Source organism: Streptomyces sp. NBC_01217, from assembly GCF_035994185.1.
Classification (GTDB): domain Bacteria; phylum Actinomycetota; class Actinomycetes; order Streptomycetales; family Streptomycetaceae; genus Streptomyces.
This window is the reverse complement of record NZ_CP108538.1, coordinates 1,546,675-1,565,474: the sequence shown is the minus strand read 5'-3', so window position 1 is coordinate 1,565,474 and position 18,800 is coordinate 1,546,675. Positions and strand designations below refer to the sequence as shown.

Sequence of the window (18,800 nt, the reverse complement as noted above, 5' to 3'; positions counted from 1 at the left end):
AGCCGAGGGCTCAGGGGCGCGGCTCGGCCGCCGCCGTGCTCGGAGCGGTAGCCGAGGACGCCACGGCCCGGCGGTCGCCCGCCCGCAGCACCCCGGCCCCCAGCACCAGCCCGAACGCCAGCACCGTCACCAGGCCGAACGACACGACCAGCGAGGTCGCCTCGGCCAGTGAGCCGATCGCGGACGGGGCGATGAGCCCGGAGGTGTACGTGATGGTGGCGACGCCCGCGATCGCCTGACTCGGATTAGGGCCGCTGCGCCCGGCCGCCGCGAAGGCGAGCGGCACGACCACGGCGACACCGAGGCCGAGGAGTGCGAAGCCGCACATCGCGAGCACCGCGTTCGGCGACGCGACCACGAGCAGTCCGCCGACCGTCGCGAGGCCGCCGCCGACCCGTACCGTCCTGACCGCCCCGAAGCGGTCGACCACCTTGTCACCGGCGATCCGGGCGACCGCCATCGTCAGCGTGAACGCCGTCGTGGACGCCGCGGCGAGCCCGGCGGAGGTGCCCATGATGTCCCGGAGGTAGACCGCCGACCAGTCCAGGCTGGCGCCCTCGGCGAACACCGCGCAGAAGCCCACCGCGCCGATGATCAGGGCCGACCTCGGCGGCAGCGTGAAGCGCGGCGGCGGCTCCTCGTCCGGCTCGCTGCGAAGGTCCAGGACGCCCCGGCAGGCGATCAGGCCGAGCGTGGTGAGGACGAGGGCGGCGACGAAGTGGTGCAGCCGGGCGTCGGCCCCCAGGTGTGCGGCCACCGTGCCCGACGCCGAACCGACCAGGGCGCCCACGCTCCACATCCCGTGCAGCCCGGACATGATCGACTTGTCGAGGCGGTTCTCCACCTCGACGCCGAGGGCGTTCATCGCCACGTCCGACATGCCGGCCGATGCCCCGTACACGAAGAGCGCGGCGCACAGGGTCAGCAGGCTGGGCGCCAGCGCGGGCAGCGTCAGCGCCAGTGTCCACAGCGCGAGCAGTCCGCGCAGCGCGGTCCTGGCGCCGAAGCGATGGCTGATCGCACCGGCCAGCGGCATCGCGAGGGAGGCGCCGATTGCCGGAAAGGCGAGGGCGAGACCGAGCTGCCCTGCGCTGACCCCTGCGTGGTCCTGGATCCAGGGCACGCGGGTCGCGAAGCTGCCGGTCACCGCGCCGTGCACGGCGAATACCGCGGCGACGGCGTACCTGGCCCGCCTCACCTGTTCCATGCCGAAGACCGTCTCTGTGGAATCCGTTGTCATACCGCCGTGCCCTCCCCTGGGAATCCTCCGCCGCCGGCGACCCCGGCGCCCGTCTCCACGGTGCGGGCCGTAAACTATCAGGAACCCTGCCTGATAAATAGTCCACCGGCTTCGTCCCGTGCGGCAGCGATCTGGAAGGATCCCGGCATGCCCGCATCACCGAGCACCGCCCGGGCCATCAACGACCGGCTCGCCCTGCGACTGCTCCAGCAGGACGGCCCGCTGACGGCCACACAGCTGAAGACCCTGACCGGACTCTCCCGTCCCACCGTCGCCGACCTCGTCGAACGGCTGCAGGGCGCCGGTCTGATCCGGGTGGTCGGCGAGGCGGGAGCCGAGCGCCGCGGCCCCAACGCCCGGCTGTACGGGATAGCGGCCGACCGCGCCCACCTCGCCGCGCTCGACGTACGCACCGGCAGCGTCGCCCTGGTCGTCGCCGACCTCCTCGGCGTCACGCTCGCCGAGGCCACCCTGCCCATCGGCGGCGACACCGGCACCGAGGCCGCCGCCGAACAGGCCGCAGCACTGCTGGAACGCACCGCGCGCGAGGCGGGCGCCGCCCCGCTGCACAGCGTCGGCATCGGCGCACCCGGTCTGATCGACCCGGTCACCGGCGAACTGCGCGACACCACCGGGCTGCCCGCCTGGCACCGGCGGCTGGTACGGGTGCTCCAGCAACGGCTGCCCGCCACCGTGCTGGTCGAGAACGAGACCAATCTCGCCGCCGTCGCCGAGCACCGCAGCGGCGCGGCCCGCGACACCTTCGTCCTCTTCTGGCTCGGCCACGGCGTCGGCGCCGCCGTCATGCTGGACGGGAAGCTCCGCCGCGGGGCCTCGGGCGGCGCGGGCGAGATCGGCTTCCTGCCGGTGCCTGGCACGACCGGCATCCCGTCGGCCGTCAACTGCGAGGGCGGCTTCCACTCCCTGGTGGGCTCCGCGCCGGTCTGTGAACTGGCCGCCACCCACGGCATCGCCGTGCCCCCGGGCGCGGCCGAAGGGGACAAGGAACCGGGCGCGGCGTTCGCCGTACGGGCCGCGCTGGCGGGGGAGGGGGACAGCGAGGCGTTCCTGGGCGCCCTCGCCGAACGTCTGGCACTGGGCGCCGCCGCCATCGCCTCGGTCCTCGACCCCGGCTGTGTGCTGCTCGCGGGCGAGGTCGGTCACGCGGGCGGTGACGCGCTCGCGGCACGGGTCGAGGAGCGGCTGGCCACGATGTCCCCGCTGCGCACCGAGGTCAGGGCCGGGCGGCTGGGCGGCGCCGCGGTGCTCCGCGGCGCGCTGCTCGCGGCCAGGGAGGCGGCGCAGGACGAGCTGTTCGGTCCGGCCGGCTGATGCGCTCGGCCGCGTACGGCGGGAGCGGCGGCTCAGGCATCCGTACGTCCCGCCCGCCAGGGCCGGGCATGGTCGAGCCCGGCGGTGACCGGGGGCGATCCGGTCACCGCCGGGCGGTGGGGGAGGGTCAGCAGGCCCCGAGGTCCTGCCAGACACCCCATTCACCGGTGGAGCCGGGCGTCTCGCCCTTCGTCCACCACTTGGCCTTCCACTGGTGCGAGCCGTGGCTGACCGTCGCACCCGCGCCGTACTCGGAGGTCGCGCTCCAGGCGGGGGCGGTGCAGCTGCCACCGGTGGGATCCGGGCTCGGGTCGGGCGAGGGAGAGGTGCCCGTGCCGGGGTCGACCGCTGTGGTGCCGCGCGCCAGATCGGCGGCGAGGGCGTACGGCTTGCCGCCGAAGGCCACCGTCCAGTTCGACGGCGTCGAAGTGGGCAGGTAGTAGACGAAGTCGACCTGCACCGAGGCGCCGGGAGCCAGGCTCTGCCAGCCCGGCAGCTTGAGCGAGACGCGGTTGTAGTCGCCCTTCAGCCCGCCGATGTTGTTGGCGGCGGTGTGGTCACTGCGCACGATCGTCGTGCCGAAGCCCGACTGGTCCTTGGCGTTGGCGGGCGCCGACGTCGCGTAGTCGAACTGGAACTCCGTGCCGCCGGGCAGGGTCGCGTCCGTGTTGTTGGTGATCTTCAGCTTGGGGCTGATCGGGTAGTTGGAGTCACCGAGCGGGAACTGCTCGAAGGACACGTCGATGTCGAGCGCCTCGGCCGGCAGATCGATGGTGGACCGCTTCGCGCCGTACGGGGTGGCCGACTTGAACTTGTCGTACATCGTCGAGGTGAGCGTGGAGCCCGGCTCGTACTGTCCCTTGGCGGCGTTCCAGCCGTAGTCGCCCGCGAGCTCCCAGATCATCGTGCCGCCGATGCCCTTGTCGACGACGTAGTCCGCCTTCGCGGCGACCGACTGTTCGTCCTCGGTGGAGAGGAAGACCTTCTTGTCCGCGTTCCACAGCCAGGGCGCGACCAGCGTCGAGTCGTACTTACGGACGTAGGTGCCGGTCAGCCGGGTGTCGGCGGCGAATCCGTAGTCGGTGACGTAGTCGCCGACGATGCCCTTCTCCAGGTTCTTCGCGTGCCACATCGGGTTGGATCCGGCGGGTGCTTCCTTGCCGTCGGTGTCCAGGTCGTGCCAGAGGTTGTCGATGCCGACGGCGCCGTCACCGCACTTGGTCAGGCCCGCGCCGGCCGGGCAGGTGGTCGCGGCGGCCTTGCCCCACAGCCCGTCCGTGCCGCCCTGCACGTTCTTGAAGCCGCGGGTGTAGTACGGCAGGCCGATGTTGATCCGGCCGGACGGCATCGACCCGCGGAAGTAGTGGAAGGCCCAGTCGGTGTTGAGATAGCCGGTCCCGCCGTACTGCGAGGTCGAGTAGACGCCCGCCTGGGCGAGTTCGGCGTCCTTGCCGTCGTCGTACAGCGCGGCGTTCGGTCCGACGTACTCGTTCCAGGCGCCGTGCAGGTCGTACGACATGATGTTGACGTAGTCCAGGTACTTCTGGACCTGGAAGGTCTCCATGCCGCGCAGCAGATAGCCGGACGAGGGCGCGGCCACGCTCAGCAGGTAGTGCTTGCCGTCGGCGGCGGACGCGCGGTCGAGCTTCTCGCGCAGGGTCTTCATCAGCGCGCCGTAGCTCTTGACCAGGCCGGCCCGGCGGGCGTTGGAGAGCGTCCAGTCCAGCGGGTTGCCCGCGTCCTTCATCGTCGTCGGGTACTCGTAGTCGATGTCGACGCCGTTGAAGCCGTACTTCTTGATGAAGGCGACGGTCGAGTCGGCGAAGGTGTCGATGCCGGCCTGGTTGACCGAGCCGTCGGCGTTGGTCGCCATCGAGTAGAAGCCGCCGGAGTCCACCCGGTTGCCGTTGTCGTCGAAGTAGCCGCCCGTCTCGGCCCAGCCGCCCACCGACACCATGGTCTTCACGTTCGGGTACTGCTTCTTGAACTTGTTGAGCAGATTGAAATGGCCCTTGTAGGGGAGGTCCGGGTCCATCTCGGCGCCCGCGACGCCCGGCCAGGTCATGCCGGTCGAGGCGTTGTCCGGGCCATCGGCGCCGACGGAGATCTTGTTGTCGCCGTCGACGTGCGCGAACGCGTAATTGAGGTGGGTGACTTTGTCCCAGGGGATGTCGGAGGCGAGATACGCGGGCTTGCCGTCCTTCCCGGTCCGCCAGTTGGTGAAGTATCCGATGACCCGGCGCTGGTGGTCGGCGCCCATCTTCTCGCGGCCCTCGGAGTCGTAGACGGAGCAGTAGGGGACCGCGACACCGGGGGTCTCGTAGAGCCCGTCGGGGCGACAGGACTCCTGGTCGGCGGCGGCCGACGGGGTGGCGGCGAGCGAGCCCAGCAGCAGTCCGGCGACGGCTGCGCCGGCTGCGAGAAGGGTGGCTCTCGCACGGGTGGGGGACAACACGTTCGGTTCCTCCCGGGGAGGTTCGGCAGAACACAACTGACAAGGGGGTGGGTCGTGTTGATGTCCCGGGTGTGCGCACACCGCGGAACCGCTCCTCGGAGGTGACGCAGAGATTAAGAGGACTAGACCATTGCGTCAATAGGTCTGGACCTTTCCGGCCCCATTTGGGGCCGACCGTCCCGATGCGGACCTCGTTCGGGGCATCCTGTGAGCCACTCCACAGGCACTCACCCATATGGCCCATGTGCGGGCATGGCACACTGATCGTGTACCAGCAGCAGCGCACTCCGGGGTCGGTGCAATTCCGAACCGGCGGTTATAGTCCGCGACCCGTCCGCATCCAGCGGCCGGTTGACCAGGTGGGATTCCTGGACCGACGGTTAAAGTCCGGATGGGAGGCAGTGCGCGGCGGGCCGTTTCACGGGTACGCCGCCGTCGGCGGATGGTCTTCGGGCGACCGATCCATCCGTGTATTCGGCATTCGGCGTCCCCCTGTCGCGTTCCGCTTCATCTGTCGTCATCGACAGGCCCCGGAGTCCGTGCCCGAAGAGGCAGGAGGACCCGGTGGACACCGCAGCCGACATCACCGCCATGCGCCGAGCGATCACGCTCGCGGCGCGCGGTCTCGGCTCCACCAGCCCCAACCCGGTCGTCGGCTGCGTCATCCTCGACGCCGAGGGACGCCCGGCAGGTGAAGGCTTCCACAAGCGCGCCGGCGGCCCGCACGCCGAGATCCACGCCCTGCGCGCCGCGGGCGAGAAGGCCCGGGGCGGCACCGCCTACGTCACCCTCGAACCCTGTAACCACACCGGCCGCACCGGCCCCTGCGCCCAGGCGCTGATCGAGGCCGGTGCCAGCCGTGTCGTGTACGCGGTCGGCGACCCGAACCCGCAGGCCACCGGCGGTGCGGACACCCTGCGCGCGGCCGGGATCAAGGCCGAGCAGGGGCTCCTCGCCGACGAGGCCGAGGCGGGCAACGCGGCCTGGCTCACCTCGGTGCGGCTCGGCCGCCCGTACGTCCTGTGGAAGTACGCGGCGACCCTCGACGGCCGGATCGCGGCCGCCGACGCCACCAGCCGCTGGATCACCTCGCCCGAGTCCCGCGCCGACGTCCACCGGCTGCGCGCCGAGGCCGACGCCGTCGTGGTCGGATCCGGCACCGCCCGTACCGACGACCCCCAGCTCGGTGTACGGGGCATCGAAGGCGCCGTACAGCCGCTGCGGGTGGTCGTGGACACCGGCGCCGGTGCCGTGCGCCCCGGCGCACGCGTCCTGGACGACACCGCGCCCACCCTGATCGCGGTCGCCGAGGACGCCGACGCCGGTCATCTCCCCGAAGAGGCCGTCCTGCGGCTGCCGCGCGCCGCCACCGGCCCCGGCCTGGACATCCCCGCCCTGCTCACCGCCCTGTACGGGCGGGGCATCCGCTCCGTACTCCTCGAAGGCGGCCCGACCCTGGCCGGGGCCTTCGTCGCCGCGGGAAAGGTCGACAAGGTCGTCGGCTATCTCGCCCCCGTGCTCCTCGGCGCAGGCCCCGCGGCCCTCGCCGACGCCGGAATCTCCACCATCGCCCAGGCGTTGCGCCTCGATGTGACCGAGACCGTACGTATCGGCCCCGATCTGCGCATCACCGCCGTCCCCGGCCCTGCCCGGAAGGAAAACTGAGTGTTCACCGGAATTGTCGAAGAACTGGGTGAGGTCACCGCCGTCGAGGAGCTCGGCGACGCCTCCCGCTTCCGCCTGCGCGGTCCCGTCGTCACCGAAGGTGCCAAGCACGGCGATTCCATCGCCGTCAACGGCGTCTGCCTGACCGTCGTCGACTTCGGTGAGCACGAGTTCACCGCCGATGTGATGGCCGAGACCCTGAGCCGGTCCAGCCTCGGCGCCCTGAAGGTCGGCTCCCGGGTCAACCTGGAGCGTCCCATGGCGGTCGGCGACAGGCTCGGCGGCCACATCGTCCAGGGCCACGTCGACGGTAGCGGCAGCATCGTCGAGCGCAAGATCTCCGAGAACTGGGAGATCGTGAAGATCTCCCTCCCCGCGGAGCTGACCCGCTATGTGGTGGAGAAGGGTTCGATCACCGTCGACGGCGTCAGCCTGACCGTGGTGGACGCCGGACCCGACTACTTCACCATCAGCCTCATCCCCACCACCCTCGCCCTGACCACGCTCGGCATCAAGGAGCCCGGCGACCCGGTCAACCTCGAGGTGGACGTCATCGCGAAGTACGTCGAGCGGCTGCTCGGCGACCAGGACCGCAAGGACACGAAGTGAGCGCCGTCGACTGGCTCAACTCGGAGGCCTTCGCCCTGTTCGGCCAGCACATCAGATGGTCCGACATGATCGGCAACACGGTCGGTCTGGTCGCTCTCGCGCTGGGCTGGCGGCGCTCCATATGGACCTGGCCCGCCCAGCTGGTCTCCGGCGTGATCCTGCTGGCCGCCTTCGCCTCCGCCCACCTCTCGGGCAGCGCGGGCAAGCAGCTGGTGGTGATCGTCGTGGCCGCGTGGGGCTGGTGGTCGTGGAACCGCGGCAAGCAGCAGGCCCAGGACGGCTCCATCGCCGTACGGTTCGCCACCTGGCGCGAGCGCGCCTTCCTGGTCGGCGGCGCCGCCCTCGGCACCCTCGCCGTCGGCGGACTGTTCACCGCCTTCCCGACGCTGTCGTGGGACCCGTGGCCCGACGCGTACATCTTCGTCGGCACGGTCGTCGCGATGTACGCCCAGGCGCGCGGCATGGTCGAGTTCTGGTTCGCCTGGCTGCTGGTCGACCTGGTCGGTGTGCCGCTGAACTTCGCCAACGGCTTCGCCTTCTCAGGCTTCGTCTACGTCATTTACGGCGCCCTCGTCCTGTGGGGCATGCGCGACTGGTGGCTGCGTTCGCGGACACCCGCTCTGGAAGGAGCCACGGCATGACTGCCCAGCCCACCTGGTTGCACCGGGAACACGAAAGCGTCGTCGAGGACCTCTCCCTCGACCCCGTCGAGCAGGCGATCCGTGACATCGCCGCCGGGCGGCCCGTCGTGGTCGTCGACGACGAGGACCGGGAGAACGAGGGCGACCTCGTCATCGCCGCAGAGAAGGCGACCCCCGAGATCGTCGCGTTCATGATGAGCGAGTGCCGCGGCCTGATCTGCGCGCCCATGGAGAACGACGAGCTGGAACGGCTCGAACTGCCGCAGATGGTCGCTCACAACACCGAGTCGATGCGCACGGCGTTCACCGTCTCCGTGGACGCCTCGGCGGCGCACGGCGTGACGACCGGCATCTCCGCCGCCGACCGGGCCGCCACGCTCCGGATGCTGGCGAGCGGCGAGGCCGGCCCCGCCGACTTCGTACGGCCCGGCCACATCTTCCCGCTGCGCGCCCGCTCCGGCGGGGTGCTGGTCCGCAACGGCCACACCGAGGCAGCCGTCGACCTCGCCAGGCTCGCCGGACTGCGGCCCGCCGGGGCGATCGTCGAGATCGCCGGTGAGGACGGCGTGATGCTGCGGCTGCCCCAGCTGATCCCGTTCGCCCGCAAGCACGGCCTCACGATCATCTCCATCGAGGCCCTGATCGCCTACCGCCGTTCCTCCGAGCCGACCGTCCGCCGCGAGGCCGAGGTCCGGCTGCCGACGGGCTTCGGCGCGTTCACCGCGTACGGCTACCGCTCCACGACCGACGGCGTCGAGCATGTCGCACTGGTCCACGGCGACATCGGTGACGGCGACGACGTCCTGGTCCGGGTCCACTCCGAATGCCTGACCGGCGACATCTTCCAGTCCCAGCGCTGCGACTGCGGCCCCCAGCTGCACGCCTCCATGCGCCGGATCACCGAGGAGGGCCGCGGCGTCGTCGTCTATCTGCGCGGCCACGAGGGCCGGGGCATCGGCCTGCTGTCCAAGCTGCGCGCCTACGAACTCCAGGAGCGCGGCGTCGACACCCTCGACGCCAATCTGGAGCTCGGGCTGCCCGCCGACGCCCGGGACTACGCGGCCGGTGCCCAGATCCTCAAGGACCTCGGCGTGCACAGCCTGCGGCTGATGACCAACAACCCCGACAAGACGGCCGCGGTCCTGCGGCACGGCCTGGCCGTCACCGGCCGCGAGCCGATGCCCGTCCAGGCCGGCGAACACAATCTGCGCTACCTGCGCACCAAGCGCGACCGCATGGGGCACGACCTGCCCTGGCTCGACGCCGCCACGGCGTCGACCTGCGCCAATCAGTAACGAACGCAATCAGTTACGAACGCAACCCGTAACGCACACAATCAGTAACGATCACGGAAACGAGCGGTAGGAGAACCATGAGCGGCAAGGGCGCACCCGAACTGTCCGTACGCAACTGCGGTGACCTGCGCGTGGCGGTCGTCGCCGCGCAGTGGCACGAGAAGGTCATGGACGGACTCGTCGACGGCGCACTGCGCGCCCTGCACGAACTGGGCATCGACGAACCGACCCTGCTGCGGGTACCCGGCAGCTTCGAGCTCCCGGTGGTGGCCAAGGTCCTCGCCGGGCGCGGCTACGACGCGATCGTCGCCCTCGGCGTGATCATCCGCGGCGGCACCCCGCACTTCGAGTACGTCTCCCACGGCGTCACCAACGGCCTGACCCAGGTCGCCGTCGACACCGGGGTCCCGGTCGGCTTCGGCGTACTCACCTGCGACACCGAGGAGCAGGCGCTCGACCGGGCCGGACTCGAAGGTTCCAACGAGGACAAGGGGCACGAAGCCGTCACCGCGGCCGTCGCCACCGCCGCCACGCTGCGCACCGTCAGCGAGCCCTGGCGCTGAGTGGGGGGTGCGGACCCCGTATTCTAAGGACCATCATGGCGAACAAAACCTTCGAAGAGCTCTTCGCCGAGCTGCAGCTCAAGGCCGCCAACGGCGACCCCTCCACCTCCCGCACCGCCGAGCTGGTGGACAAGGGGGTCCATGCCATCGGCAAGAAGGTCGTCGAGGAGGCCGCCGAAGTCTGGATGGCCGCCGAGCACGAGAGCAAGGACGCCGCCGCCGAGGAGATCTCCCAGCTGCTGTACCACGTCCAGGTGATGATGGTCGCCCGCGGGATCTCCCTCGACGACGTCTACGCCCACCTCTGAGCACGACCTCCGCACCCCTGATTTCCGTAAGTCCGCACAAGACTCCCTCCTCGCAAAGGAAACCTGACCTCATGCTGCGCATCGCCGTCCCCAACAAGGGTTCACTCTCCGGGCCTGCGATGGCGATGCTCCATGAGGCCGGCTATCAGCAGCGCAAGGAGTCCAAGGAACTCGTCCTCGTCGACCCCGAGAACGAGGTCGAGTTCTTCTACCTGCGGCCGCGCGACATCGCGATCTACGTCAGCTCCGGCCGCCTCGACATCGGCATCACCGGCCGCGACCTGCTGCTGGACTCCGGCGCCGACTCCGAGGAGATCCTCCAGCTCGGCTTCGCCCGCTCCACCTTCCGATACGCCACCAAGCCCGGCACGGCCCAGGGCCCGCAGGACTTCGACGGCAAGACGATCGCCACCTCCTACGAGGGCATCGTCGCCAAGCACCTCGCCGACATCGGCGTCAACGCCTCCGTCGTCCACCTCGACGGCGCGGTGGAGACCGCCATCGAACTGGGTGTCGCCCAGGTCATCGCCGACGTGGTGGAGACCGGCACCAGCATGCGCAACGCGGGTCTCGAAGTCATCGGCGAGCCGATCATGAAGTCCGAGGCCGTCGTCATCCGCCGCACCGGCGCACCGGACGACGACCCCAAGGTGCAGCAGTTCCTCCGCCGCCTCCAGGGCGTCCTGGTCGCCCGCAGTTACGTGATGATGGACTACGACTGCCGCGTCGAGCACCTGGAGCGCGCGGTCGCCCTCACCCCGGGCCTGGAGTCGCCGACCATCTCCCCGCTGCACCACGAGGGCTGGGTCGCCGTCCGTTCCATGGTCGCCGCCCGCGAGGCACAGCGGATCATGGACGATCTGTACGACCTCGGCGCCCGCGCCATCCTCACCACCGCCATCCACGCCTGCCGCCTCTGACGGCCGGGCGACCACCCGGAAGACAGAAGAACACCATGTCCGCCCCCGCGCCCGAACTCCCCACGCTCCCGATCACGTTCCGGCCGACCCGAACCCGGGTGGTCCTGCTGAGCGTGGGGGCGGCGATGTTCGTCGTCATCACCGTCATCGCCCTGACCCTGGAACAGCTGAGCGCGGGGGAGCGGTCCAGCTTCGTCTTCACCGCGCTGCTGTTCTTCGGCGTGCTCGCACTCCTCAGCCGCCCGAAGGTCGTCGCGAACGAGGAAGGCGTGACCGTGGTCAACCTCACCCGGACGCGCCGGCTGTCCTGGGCGGAGATCCTCCGGGTCAACCTGCGCGCCGGTGACCCCTGGGTCTTCCTCGACCTGAGCGACGGGACCAGCATGCCCGCCCTCGGCATCCAGCCCGGAATCGGCAAGGCACAGGCCATCCGCGACGCCCGCACGCTCCGCGCCCTCGCGGAGAACCACGGCACCGGCACGGACAACGGCTGAGCCCCCTGCCCCGTAGGGCCTCTTCTTGATTACTCTGGAGGACGGCGGCGCCCCTGTGCGCCCCGCCCCGCACCAGAGGGTCCATGAGACCCGCGGGGCTTTCCTGCGACCCAAGGAGTGACTCCCTCCAGCAATGGACGGATCGTCCGGTAGTACCTGCGCCGCCCCTTCCCCGGAGGCGGCGGCATGACCACCCCCCTGCTGCTCCTGAGCGCAGCGTTCCTTCTCATCCTCGCCAACGGATTCTTCGTGGCAGCCGAGTTCGGGCTCGTCACGGTGGAGCGGCCGGACGCCGAGCGCGCCGCCGCGGAGGGCGACCGGCGGGCCCGCACCGTCGTCCAGGCCCTGCGTGAACTCTCCTTCCAGCTCTCCGGCACCCAGCTGGGCATCACCATCACCTCACTGGTCGTCGGCATGCTCGCCGAACCGGCGCTCGCCCAGCTGCTGGACCGCCCCCTCACCGCGACCGGTCTGCCCGACGGCGCCGTACCCGGCATCAACGTGGTGATCGGGATGATGGTGGCCTCCGCCGTCCAGATGGTGATCGGCGAACTCGTGCCCAAGAACTGGGCGGTCTCCCGGCCGCTCCAGGTGGCCCGGTTCGTCGCCGGTCCCCAGCATCGCTTCTCCGCCGCTCTGCGGCCGGTGATCAGCCTGCTGAACACCGTCGCCAACCGGCTGGTACGGCTGCTGGGCGTCGAACCCACCGAGGAGCTGGCCTCCGCCCGCACCCCCGGCGAACTGGTCTCGCTGGCCCGGCACTCCGCCGAGGCCGGCACCCTCGAACAGGACACCGCGGATCTCTTCGTACGGACCCTGTCGCTCGCCGGACTCACCGCCCAGCACGTCATGACCCCACGGGTGAAGGTCAGTGCCCTGCAGACCTCGGCGACCGCGGAGGACGTCCTCAACCTCACCCGCGCCACCGGCCTCTCCCGCTTCCCCGTCTACCGGGAGCGCATCGACGAGGTCGTCGGCATGATCCACCTCAAGGACGCGCTCGCCGTGCCCGCCCAGGACCGGCTGCGCACCACGGCGGGCCGGATCGCCGTACCGCCGCTGCTGGTGCCGGAGACCCTGCCCGTCGAACAGCTGCTCCAGCGGCTGCGCAACGAGCAGCCGATCGCCGTCGTCGTCGACGAGTACGGCGGCACCGCCGGAGTCGTCACCCTTGAGGACATCATCGAGGAACTCGTCGGCGAGGTCAGGGACGAGCACGACGCCGAGGGCGCCGACCGGCCCGAACTGGCCCCCGCCGCCCCCGAGGACGGCCGCCCGGCCTGGGACGTCGAGGGCAGCTGCCGGGTCCTGACCCTGCGCCGGATAGGGCTCGACGTACCCGACGGACCGTACGAGACGGTGGCCGGACTCGTCGCCGATCTGCTGGGACGCATCCCCGCCCCCGGCGACCGGGCCGAGCTGCCCGGCTGGCGGATCTCCGTCCGCCAGGTCGGCCACTACCGCGCCGAGAAGGTCCGCTTCGTCCGCACCACCGGGGTGACCGACCTCAGCACCGGGGCGCCGATGACCCGGGACGCCCTGGAGGCCGTGCGATGAGCCTGGTACAGCTGCTCTTCGCCGCGCTCCTCGTGCTGGCGAACGGCTTCTTCGTCGGGGCCGAGTTCGCCCTCGTCTCCGTACGGCGCAGCCAGGTCGAACCCCTCGCGGCGGCCGGGTCGGGCCGGGCCCGCCAGGTGCTGTACGGCCTGGAGAACCTGCCGCAGATGATGGCCGCCGCCCAGTTCGGCATCACCGTCTGCTCGCTGACCCTCGGCGCCGTCGCCGAACCGACCGTCGCCCATCTGCTGGAGCCGGTCTTCGAGGCGGTCCATCTGCCCGAGGGCCTGATCCACCCGCTGGGCTACGTCCTGGCGCTCGTCTTCGTGGTCTTCCTCCATCTCGTCATCGGCGAGATGGTCCCGAAGAACCTCGCGATGGCGGCGCCGGAGAGGACCGCGCTGTGGCTCAGCCCCGGCCTCGTCGGCTTCGCCCGCATCTGCCGTCCGGTCACCACCGCGCTGGGCGCCTGCGCCCGGCTGGTCCTGAGGCTCTTCGGCGTCGAACCGAAGGACGAGGTGGAGGCCGTCTTCACCAGCGAGCAGCTCAACCGGCTCGTCGAGGACTCCGGCCAGGCCGGACTGCTGGAACCGGAGGCGCAGGAGCGGCTCGAGGACGCCCTGGAGCTGGGCAGCAGGCCCGTCACCGATGTGCTGCTCAGCCGGGCCTCCCTGGTGACGGTGGACCCCTCCGTCACCCCGCACCGGATCGAGGAGCTGACCGTACGGACCGGCTACTCGCGCTTTCCCGTGTGCGCGGAGGGCGGCGGCCCGTTCATGGGTTATCTGCACGTCAAGGACGTCCTGGACCTGGAGGACGGCGAGCGGGCCGTCCCCCAGCACGTGTGGCGCCCGATGGCGACCGTACGGGCCGAGCTGCCCCTGGACGACGCCCTGACCGTGATGCGCCGCGCGGCGACGCATCTGGCGCAGGTCGCCGACGCATCGGGCCGGGTCCTCGGCCTGGTCGCCATGGAGGACGTCCTGGAGATGCTGGTCGGTGAGGTGCGCGACCCGGCCCACCGGGTCTCCGTGCAGCGCCGGGCGGCGGACACGACGACCGGCACCGGCGAACTCACCGCGCTGGTCCGCTGACGGTGCTCCCGAGCGCCGGAGGGTGCCGTATCGGCCCTCCGGCGGCTCGGCGCCCCGGGGCCGTTCACAGCATCCCGGGAGGCTCCTGCGGCCCCCGGTCCACCGGCCCCCGGCCGGACAGCACCTCGCCGTACGCCTGCATCAGATCCGGCAGCCGCAGCGTGGCCAGATCGTCCCGGCTCGGCACGGCGGCATAGCCGGAGAGCCGCAGATCGCGGTAGGCGCAGCTCTTCTCGTACAGCGTGCGCAGGAACCGCCCGTTGCCCAGCTCGTCGATCCAGCCCTGGTCGACGACGTGACCGCTGATCGAACGCAGCTCCTCCAGGGACTCCTCGTCCCACGCATCGCCGTTCTCCGCGGCCAGCACCTCCCCGATCGAGGTGAGTTCCAGGGGCCGGTAGCTCGGGAAGTCCACCCGGGTGGTGAAGCGCGAGGAGAGCCCCGGATTGGTGGCCAGCAGCCGGTCCATGCCCTCCGGATAGCCCGCGAGGATGACGACGAGATGGTCCCGGTTGTCCTCCGCGCGCTTGAGGAGGACCTGCAGGGCCTCGTCCCCGTACGCGTCACCCTTGCTGTATCCCGTGTTGGAGAGGCTGTACGCCTCGTCGACGAAGAGCACCCCGCCGAGCGCCGAATCGATCAGCTCATTGGCCTTGACGGCGGTCTGGCCGAGGAACTCGCCCACCAGATCCGCCCGTTGGGCCTCGACGAGATGGTCCCCGCCGAGCAGACCGAGCGCGTAGAAGACCCGGCCCAGGATGCGGGCGACCGTCGTCTTGCCGGTGCCGGAGGGGCCCGAGAAGACGAAATGGCGTTTCGGCGGCTGCACGGGAAGCCCCTGGCCGGCCCGCAGCCGCGCCATGTTCAGCTGCGCCGACAACGCCTTGACCTGGCGTTTGACCGGCTCCAGGCCGACCATCCGCTCCAGCTCCGCCAGCGCCTCGGCGAGCAGCACCGGATCGCTGGGCCCGGCCGGGAACGGCGCCGCCGGCTGGCCGGGCACCGCTGTCTTGCGCCGCGCCCCGTCGGTCGGCGGAGGCACCCCGATGCCCGCGAAGCCGGGGATCTCGCTGCCCGGCCGCAGCTCCCGGCCGTCCACCAGATCGGTCCCCAGCAGCGAATCCCCGTCCGGCTGCGCCTCCGACACGGCGTCCGCGCCGAACCCGGCCAGCGAGACGGCGGTGAGACCGGCGGCCTCGTCGGTGCCTTCGAGCCCGTCGTAGTCCGCGATCGCGGCGAGACGCGCCGAGGTGTCCATGAACGCCGGGTCGATCCGGTGCACCGCTCGGTACAGCGGCAGGGCGGCCGCGCTGCGGCCGGTGCCCTCGTGTGCGCGGGCCAGCCAGTAGCGCAGCTCCTTGCGCTGCGGCTGTTCGCTGCGGCAGCGCATCAGCGCGGCGGAGAGCAGTGGCTCGGCCTGTCCGTACATCTCCAGCCGCACCCGGGCCATCCCGCCGAACAGACCCGCCTCGATGCCGAGCATCGGATCGTCGATCAGCTGCTCGGTATTGCGTACGAGCTGCTCCCAGTCCTTGACCAGATAGGAGCGGCAGGCGTGCAGGAAGCGCACCTGCGGGTCCGCGTCCACCGGCGGCAGACCGGCCAGCGCGCGGTCCAGCTCGGGGACATGGCGCCCGTCCAGCCAGTGCGAGGCGTGCGCGAGAAGCAGATCGCGCGGGCTCTCCAGCACCGGCTGCACCCACCAGCCCAGCCAGTACCAGGAGTTGAGCGTGCGCCGATGGCGGGTGCGCTGTTCGCCGAAGCGTTCACGATGGCGGTACATGCGCAGCAGTGCCGTCGTGGTGTCGACCCTCAGGGCATGGAGGCCGAGCCAGCCGTCCGCCATGCCGGGATCGATCCGTACCGCAGCCCGGAACTCCTCCTCGGCCTGGGGGTAGGCGCCCATCGTGTAGGCGTCCACGCCGCGCAGCCAGGCGAGGTCGGCCGGGGCCTGTGTGCCCTGCGTGCCGATGTCCATCTGGTCCCCCACAAACCGTGCCCCCAGGATGTCCCGCCGCACGACCTGCCCGCCGAGGCGCGCCGAATCACTGTGCCACGGACGGGAATTGACCGCACCGAGAGGCATCGTACCTGCGCAGGGAGTGTGCGACTAAGAGCGCCGCAGGCCGAAGGGAGACCGTGACCGAGGGTGAGCGGAATCTGCCGAACGGGCGTGGGAACGAGGGTGCGAGAGCAGAACGAAGCCCCCGATCACGGGGGAACAACCGGGGGCTTCGCGTCCGCGAGGGCTCCGAAAAGCCGCACATTGAGAACGTAAGACCTGTGCCGCACTCGGGTCAAGCAGAGTTGAGGTACTTCCAGGCCGATTTCTCACCACTCAGCACGGCGGCGCGGAGAGCTTACTTTCCGTGACGGAACGGTTCGCTCCTGCTGCCGCGCGAGGCCTCTCCAGCAACTCGTACCCCACAGGCAACTGCCGTACCAGAGCGTCCGCGTGGGGGCGCGAGGGATCGGCCGAGAAGTGCTCCGCCTCGGCCGCCGTCCACTCGTCCCAGAAGGCCGAAAGCGCCGGTCCGTCCCGACGGTGGCCCCGCTCCCAGGACTCGGCGGCAGCGAGATCCATCCACAACAGCCGCGCCAGATGGGGCCGCAGCGCCCTGCGCCCCGCCCCGACCCCCTCGATCAGGACGACCGGCGCGGGCTCCAGGCCACGCGGCGCCGCGAACGTCCGCGCGGTCCAGTCGTACGGCGCGTAGCGCGCGCACTCGCCGCGCGACAGCGGTCCGATCACCTGCTCGCCCAGCCGCTCCACCCAGGTGAAGAAGGACTCATGGGTGGCCAGATCGTCGAGGTGCAGCACGGGGGCGCCATCGAGCGCGGCCGCGAGACGGGACGCGAAGGTGCTCTTCCCCGATCCGGCGTGCCCGTCGACGGCGATCAGCCGCACCGGTCCGCAGGACGGCGCCAGGGTGCGCAGCCGCGCGGCGAGGAGCGAGAGGTCGTTCATGCGCCCCAGCCTACGAGCCGAGCCGAAGCAATCGCAGGTCACGCCAGTGGACCAGACCAATATTGCTTTATGGACGCGGCCGGAATCGCTGGCCGAATCCGGTTGCGACCCGCAATAGTTGGCGCACTGTCGTGCACCCGCAGCCCCATTCCGCTTACGACCGGGGGTCTCGCCCATGAACCGACCGACCTCGCGCAGAACCGTGCTCACCGCCGCACTCGCGGCAGCGGCCACCGCAGGCACGGTGTCGTCCACCGGCACCGCGACCGCAGCCGTTCCCACCGCAGCCGCGCCCCATGCCCCGGCGGCCGCCTCCCTCGTGGACAACCACTTCTGGCACACGTACACCGACTGGCGCTGCGGCTACGGCGCCGGTACGCGCGCCGTCGTGGGCCGCCGGCCCGGACTGGTGATCGGCCACGCCCAGGGGTGCACCGATTACACCGATCCGCACACCGGCACCACCGCCACCTGGGAGTACGCGACCTGGACGTCGCCCCGCCACCGGTCCTCGGTCCCGGCGACCGAGGTGATCGCCTCCTGGAACGCGCACACCCCGGCCGGTACCTGGATCCAGATCGAAATGCAGGGCCGCTACTCGGACGCCACCGACACGCCCTGGTACGTGATGGGCCGCTGGGCCGCGGGCGACGGCGACATCCGCCGTACCTCCGTCGACGACCAGACCGACGGCAAGAGCTCCATCTGGACCGACACCTTCTCCGTGGACGACGCGGCGAGCGGGCTGCGGCTGGTCTCCTACCGGCTGCGGCTCACCCTCCACCGCACCCCGGGCACCCGTCTCACGCCCATTGTCTGGCGGCTCGGCGCGATGGCGTCCGACATCCCCGACCGCTTCACCGTGCCCGCCAGCACGCCCGGCCTCGCCCGCGAGCTGCCGGTGCCGCGCTACTCGCAGAGCGTGCACGCGGGCCAGTACCCGGAGTACGACAACGGCGGCGAGGCCTGGTGCAGCCCCACCTCCTCGCAGATGATCATCGAGTACTGGGGGCGCACGCCCACGGCCGAGGACCTGGCCTGGGTGAAGCCCGGCCTGGCCGACCCGCAGGTCTGCCACGCCGCCCGGTTCACGTACGACTACCAGTACGAGGGCTGCGGCAACTGGCCGTTCAACGCCGCGTACGCCGCGACGTACGACGACATGAGCGCGGTGGTGACCCGGCTGAGCTCGCTCACGGACCTGGAGACGCTGATCCGGGCGGGCATCCCGGCCATAACGTCGCAGTCCTTCCTCAAGGAGGAACTGACCGGCGCCGGGTACGGGACCTCCGGCCACCTGATGACCGTGATCGGGTTCACCGCGGACGGCGACGTGATCGCGAACGACCCGGCCTCGCCGAGCGACGCGGCCGTACGCCGAGTCTACAAGCGCCAGGAGTGGGAGACGATCTGGCTCCGCACCAAGCGCCGCAACGCGAGCGGCAATGTGGCTTCCGGCACAGGCGGCGTCTGCTACCTGTACTTCCCGGCGCACCCGACGCCCGCCCAGAGGCGGGCTCTGGCCGCCGTCGGCGTGCGCTGACGGGCGGGGGCTCCCCCGGGGCAGTGACGGACGTCTCTACCCCGGGGGCCCGTTGTGGTGGCACTGTGGTTTGGTCCTCGGGGGACACCCACTGCCGGCCGACCTAGCGAGATGCC

Annotated in this window: 16 protein-coding genes and 1 riboswitch; of the genes, 12 read left to right on the top strand and 4 right to left on the bottom strand. The window is 71.0% G+C overall.

Features of this window, described 5'->3' with window-relative positions:
• Window positions 1-10: 10 nt before the first annotated feature.
• Window positions 11-1,240 carry an MFS transporter gene (locus tag OG507_RS06690; RefSeq protein ID WP_327366216.1) on the bottom strand — a complete coding sequence of 410 codons (1,230 nt, stop codon included), beginning with the start codon at window positions 1,238-1,240 and terminating at the stop codon, window positions 11-13.
• A 147-nt stretch (window positions 1,241-1,387) separates the two neighbouring features.
• Between OG507_RS06690 and OG507_RS06685 the strand changes: the two genes are divergently transcribed.
• Window positions 1,388-2,572 (top strand): ROK family transcriptional regulator, encoded by a 1,185-nt coding sequence (locus tag OG507_RS06685; protein WP_327366215.1) that lies wholly within the window; start codon window positions 1,388-1,390, stop codon window positions 2,570-2,572.
• 127 nt (window positions 2,573-2,699) lie between these two features.
• Here the strand turns inward: OG507_RS06685 and OG507_RS06680 are convergent, their stop codons facing one another.
• On the bottom strand, window positions 2,700-5,027 hold the full coding sequence (locus OG507_RS06680) for a chitinase C-terminal domain-containing protein (protein ID WP_327366214.1): 2,328 nt from the start codon (window positions 5,025-5,027) through the stop codon (window positions 2,700-2,702).
• Window positions 5,028-5,305: 278 nt separating this feature from the next.
• A riboswitch (FMN riboswitch) is annotated at window positions 5,306-5,436 on the top strand.
• Between the two features lie 155 nt (window positions 5,437-5,591).
• Here OG507_RS06680 and ribD point away from each other — a divergent pair.
• From ribD to OG507_RS06630, 10 genes are all read left to right on the top strand, one after another.
• Entirely contained in the window at window positions 5,592-6,692 is a 1,101-nt protein-coding gene (ribD, locus tag OG507_RS06675) for a bifunctional diaminohydroxyphosphoribosylaminopyrimidine deaminase/5-amino-6-(5-phosphoribosylamino)uracil reductase RibD (protein WP_327366213.1), read from the top strand.
• A complete protein-coding gene (locus OG507_RS06670) occupies window positions 6,693-7,301 on the top strand; it encodes a riboflavin synthase (RefSeq protein ID WP_327366212.1) in 609 nt (202 codons plus the stop codon).
• On the top strand, window positions 7,298-7,942 hold the full coding sequence (locus OG507_RS06665; protein WP_327366211.1) for a nicotinamide mononucleotide transporter family protein: 645 nt from the start codon (window positions 7,298-7,300) through the stop codon (window positions 7,940-7,942). Before OG507_RS06670 ends, OG507_RS06665 begins: the two co-directional genes overlap by 4 nt.
• On the top strand, window positions 7,939-9,237 hold the full coding sequence (locus tag OG507_RS06660; RefSeq protein WP_327366210.1) for a bifunctional 3,4-dihydroxy-2-butanone-4-phosphate synthase/GTP cyclohydrolase II: 1,299 nt from the start codon (window positions 7,939-7,941) through the stop codon (window positions 9,235-9,237). The genes OG507_RS06665 and OG507_RS06660 overlap by 4 nt, the downstream gene beginning before the upstream one ends.
• A 77-nt stretch (window positions 9,238-9,314) precedes the next feature.
• Window positions 9,315-9,800, top strand: a complete 486-nt coding sequence (gene ribH / locus OG507_RS06655) for a 6,7-dimethyl-8-ribityllumazine synthase (RefSeq protein WP_114243451.1) — start codon at window positions 9,315-9,317, stop codon at window positions 9,798-9,800.
• Window positions 9,801-9,835: 35 nt separating this feature from the next.
• Window positions 9,836-10,108 carry a phosphoribosyl-ATP diphosphatase gene (locus OG507_RS06650; RefSeq protein WP_018524273.1) on the top strand — a complete coding sequence of 91 codons (273 nt, stop codon included), beginning with the start codon at window positions 9,836-9,838 and terminating at the stop codon, window positions 10,106-10,108.
• 71 nt (window positions 10,109-10,179) lie between these two features.
• Window positions 10,180-11,028 (top strand): ATP phosphoribosyltransferase, encoded by an 849-nt coding sequence (gene hisG / locus OG507_RS06645; protein WP_327366209.1) that lies wholly within the window; start codon window positions 10,180-10,182, stop codon window positions 11,026-11,028.
• Window positions 11,029-11,063: 35 nt separating this feature from the next.
• The gene (locus tag OG507_RS06640; protein ID WP_327366208.1) at window positions 11,064-11,522 is read left to right on the top strand and encodes a PH domain-containing protein; all 459 of its coding nucleotides are present in this window, start codon (window positions 11,064-11,066) and stop codon (window positions 11,520-11,522) included.
• 186 nt (window positions 11,523-11,708) lie between these two features.
• Entirely contained in the window at window positions 11,709-13,079 is a 1,371-nt protein-coding gene (locus tag OG507_RS06635; RefSeq protein WP_327366207.1) for a hemolysin family protein, read from the top strand.
• Window positions 13,076-14,173, top strand: coding sequence for a hemolysin family protein (locus OG507_RS06630; protein ID WP_327366206.1), 1,098 nt, complete (start codon window positions 13,076-13,078; stop codon window positions 14,171-14,173). The genes OG507_RS06635 and OG507_RS06630 overlap by 4 nt, the downstream gene beginning before the upstream one ends.
• A gap of 64 nt (window positions 14,174-14,237) precedes the next feature.
• Here the strand turns inward: OG507_RS06630 and OG507_RS06625 are convergent, their stop codons facing one another.
• Window positions 14,238-16,151 (bottom strand): AAA family ATPase, encoded by a 1,914-nt coding sequence (locus OG507_RS06625; RefSeq protein WP_327366205.1) that lies wholly within the window; start codon window positions 16,149-16,151, stop codon window positions 14,238-14,240.
• Window positions 16,152-16,511: 360 nt separating this feature from the next.
• Window positions 16,512-17,141 carry a uridine kinase family protein gene (locus OG507_RS06620; protein WP_327366204.1) on the bottom strand — a complete coding sequence of 210 codons (630 nt, stop codon included), beginning with the start codon at window positions 17,139-17,141 and terminating at the stop codon, window positions 16,512-16,514.
• 175 nt (window positions 17,142-17,316) lie between these two features.
• Between OG507_RS06620 and OG507_RS06615 the strand changes: the two genes are divergently transcribed.
• Entirely contained in the window at window positions 17,317-18,684 is a 1,368-nt protein-coding gene (locus OG507_RS06615) for a peptidase C39 family protein (protein ID WP_327366203.1), read from the top strand.
• The last annotated feature ends 116 nt before the right edge of the window (window positions 18,685-18,800 follow it).

Bases quoted from the DNA above. Each gene is read 5' to 3' on its own strand.
- OG507_RS06690 (WP_327366216.1), bottom strand. From the start codon at position 1,240: ATGACAACGGATTCCACAGAGACGGTCTTCGGCATGGAACAGGTGAGG.
- OG507_RS06685 (WP_327366215.1), top strand. From the start codon at position 1,388: ATGCCCGCATCACCGAGCACCGCCCGGGCCATCAACGACCGGCTCGCC.
- OG507_RS06660 (WP_327366210.1), top strand. From the start codon at position 7,939: ATGACTGCCCAGCCCACCTGGTTGCACCGGGAACACGAAAGCGTCGTC.
- ribH (WP_114243451.1), top strand. From the start codon at position 9,315: ATGAGCGGCAAGGGCGCACCCGAACTGTCCGTACGCAACTGCGGTGAC.
- OG507_RS06650 (WP_018524273.1), top strand. From the start codon at position 9,836: ATGGCGAACAAAACCTTCGAAGAGCTCTTCGCCGAGCTGCAGCTCAAG.
- hisG (WP_327366209.1), top strand. From the start codon at position 10,180: ATGCTGCGCATCGCCGTCCCCAACAAGGGTTCACTCTCCGGGCCTGCG.
- OG507_RS06640 (WP_327366208.1), top strand. From the start codon at position 11,064: ATGTCCGCCCCCGCGCCCGAACTCCCCACGCTCCCGATCACGTTCCGG.
- OG507_RS06635 (WP_327366207.1), top strand. From the start codon at position 11,709: ATGACCACCCCCCTGCTGCTCCTGAGCGCAGCGTTCCTTCTCATCCTC.
- OG507_RS06630 (WP_327366206.1), top strand. From the start codon at position 13,076: ATGAGCCTGGTACAGCTGCTCTTCGCCGCGCTCCTCGTGCTGGCGAAC.
- OG507_RS06625 (WP_327366205.1), bottom strand. From the start codon at position 16,151: ATGGACATCGGCACGCAGGGCACACAGGCCCCGGCCGACCTCGCCTGG.
- OG507_RS06620 (WP_327366204.1), bottom strand. From the start codon at position 17,141: ATGAACGACCTCTCGCTCCTCGCCGCGCGGCTGCGCACCCTGGCGCCG.
- OG507_RS06615 (WP_327366203.1), top strand. From the start codon at position 17,317: ATGAACCGACCGACCTCGCGCAGAACCGTGCTCACCGCCGCACTCGCG.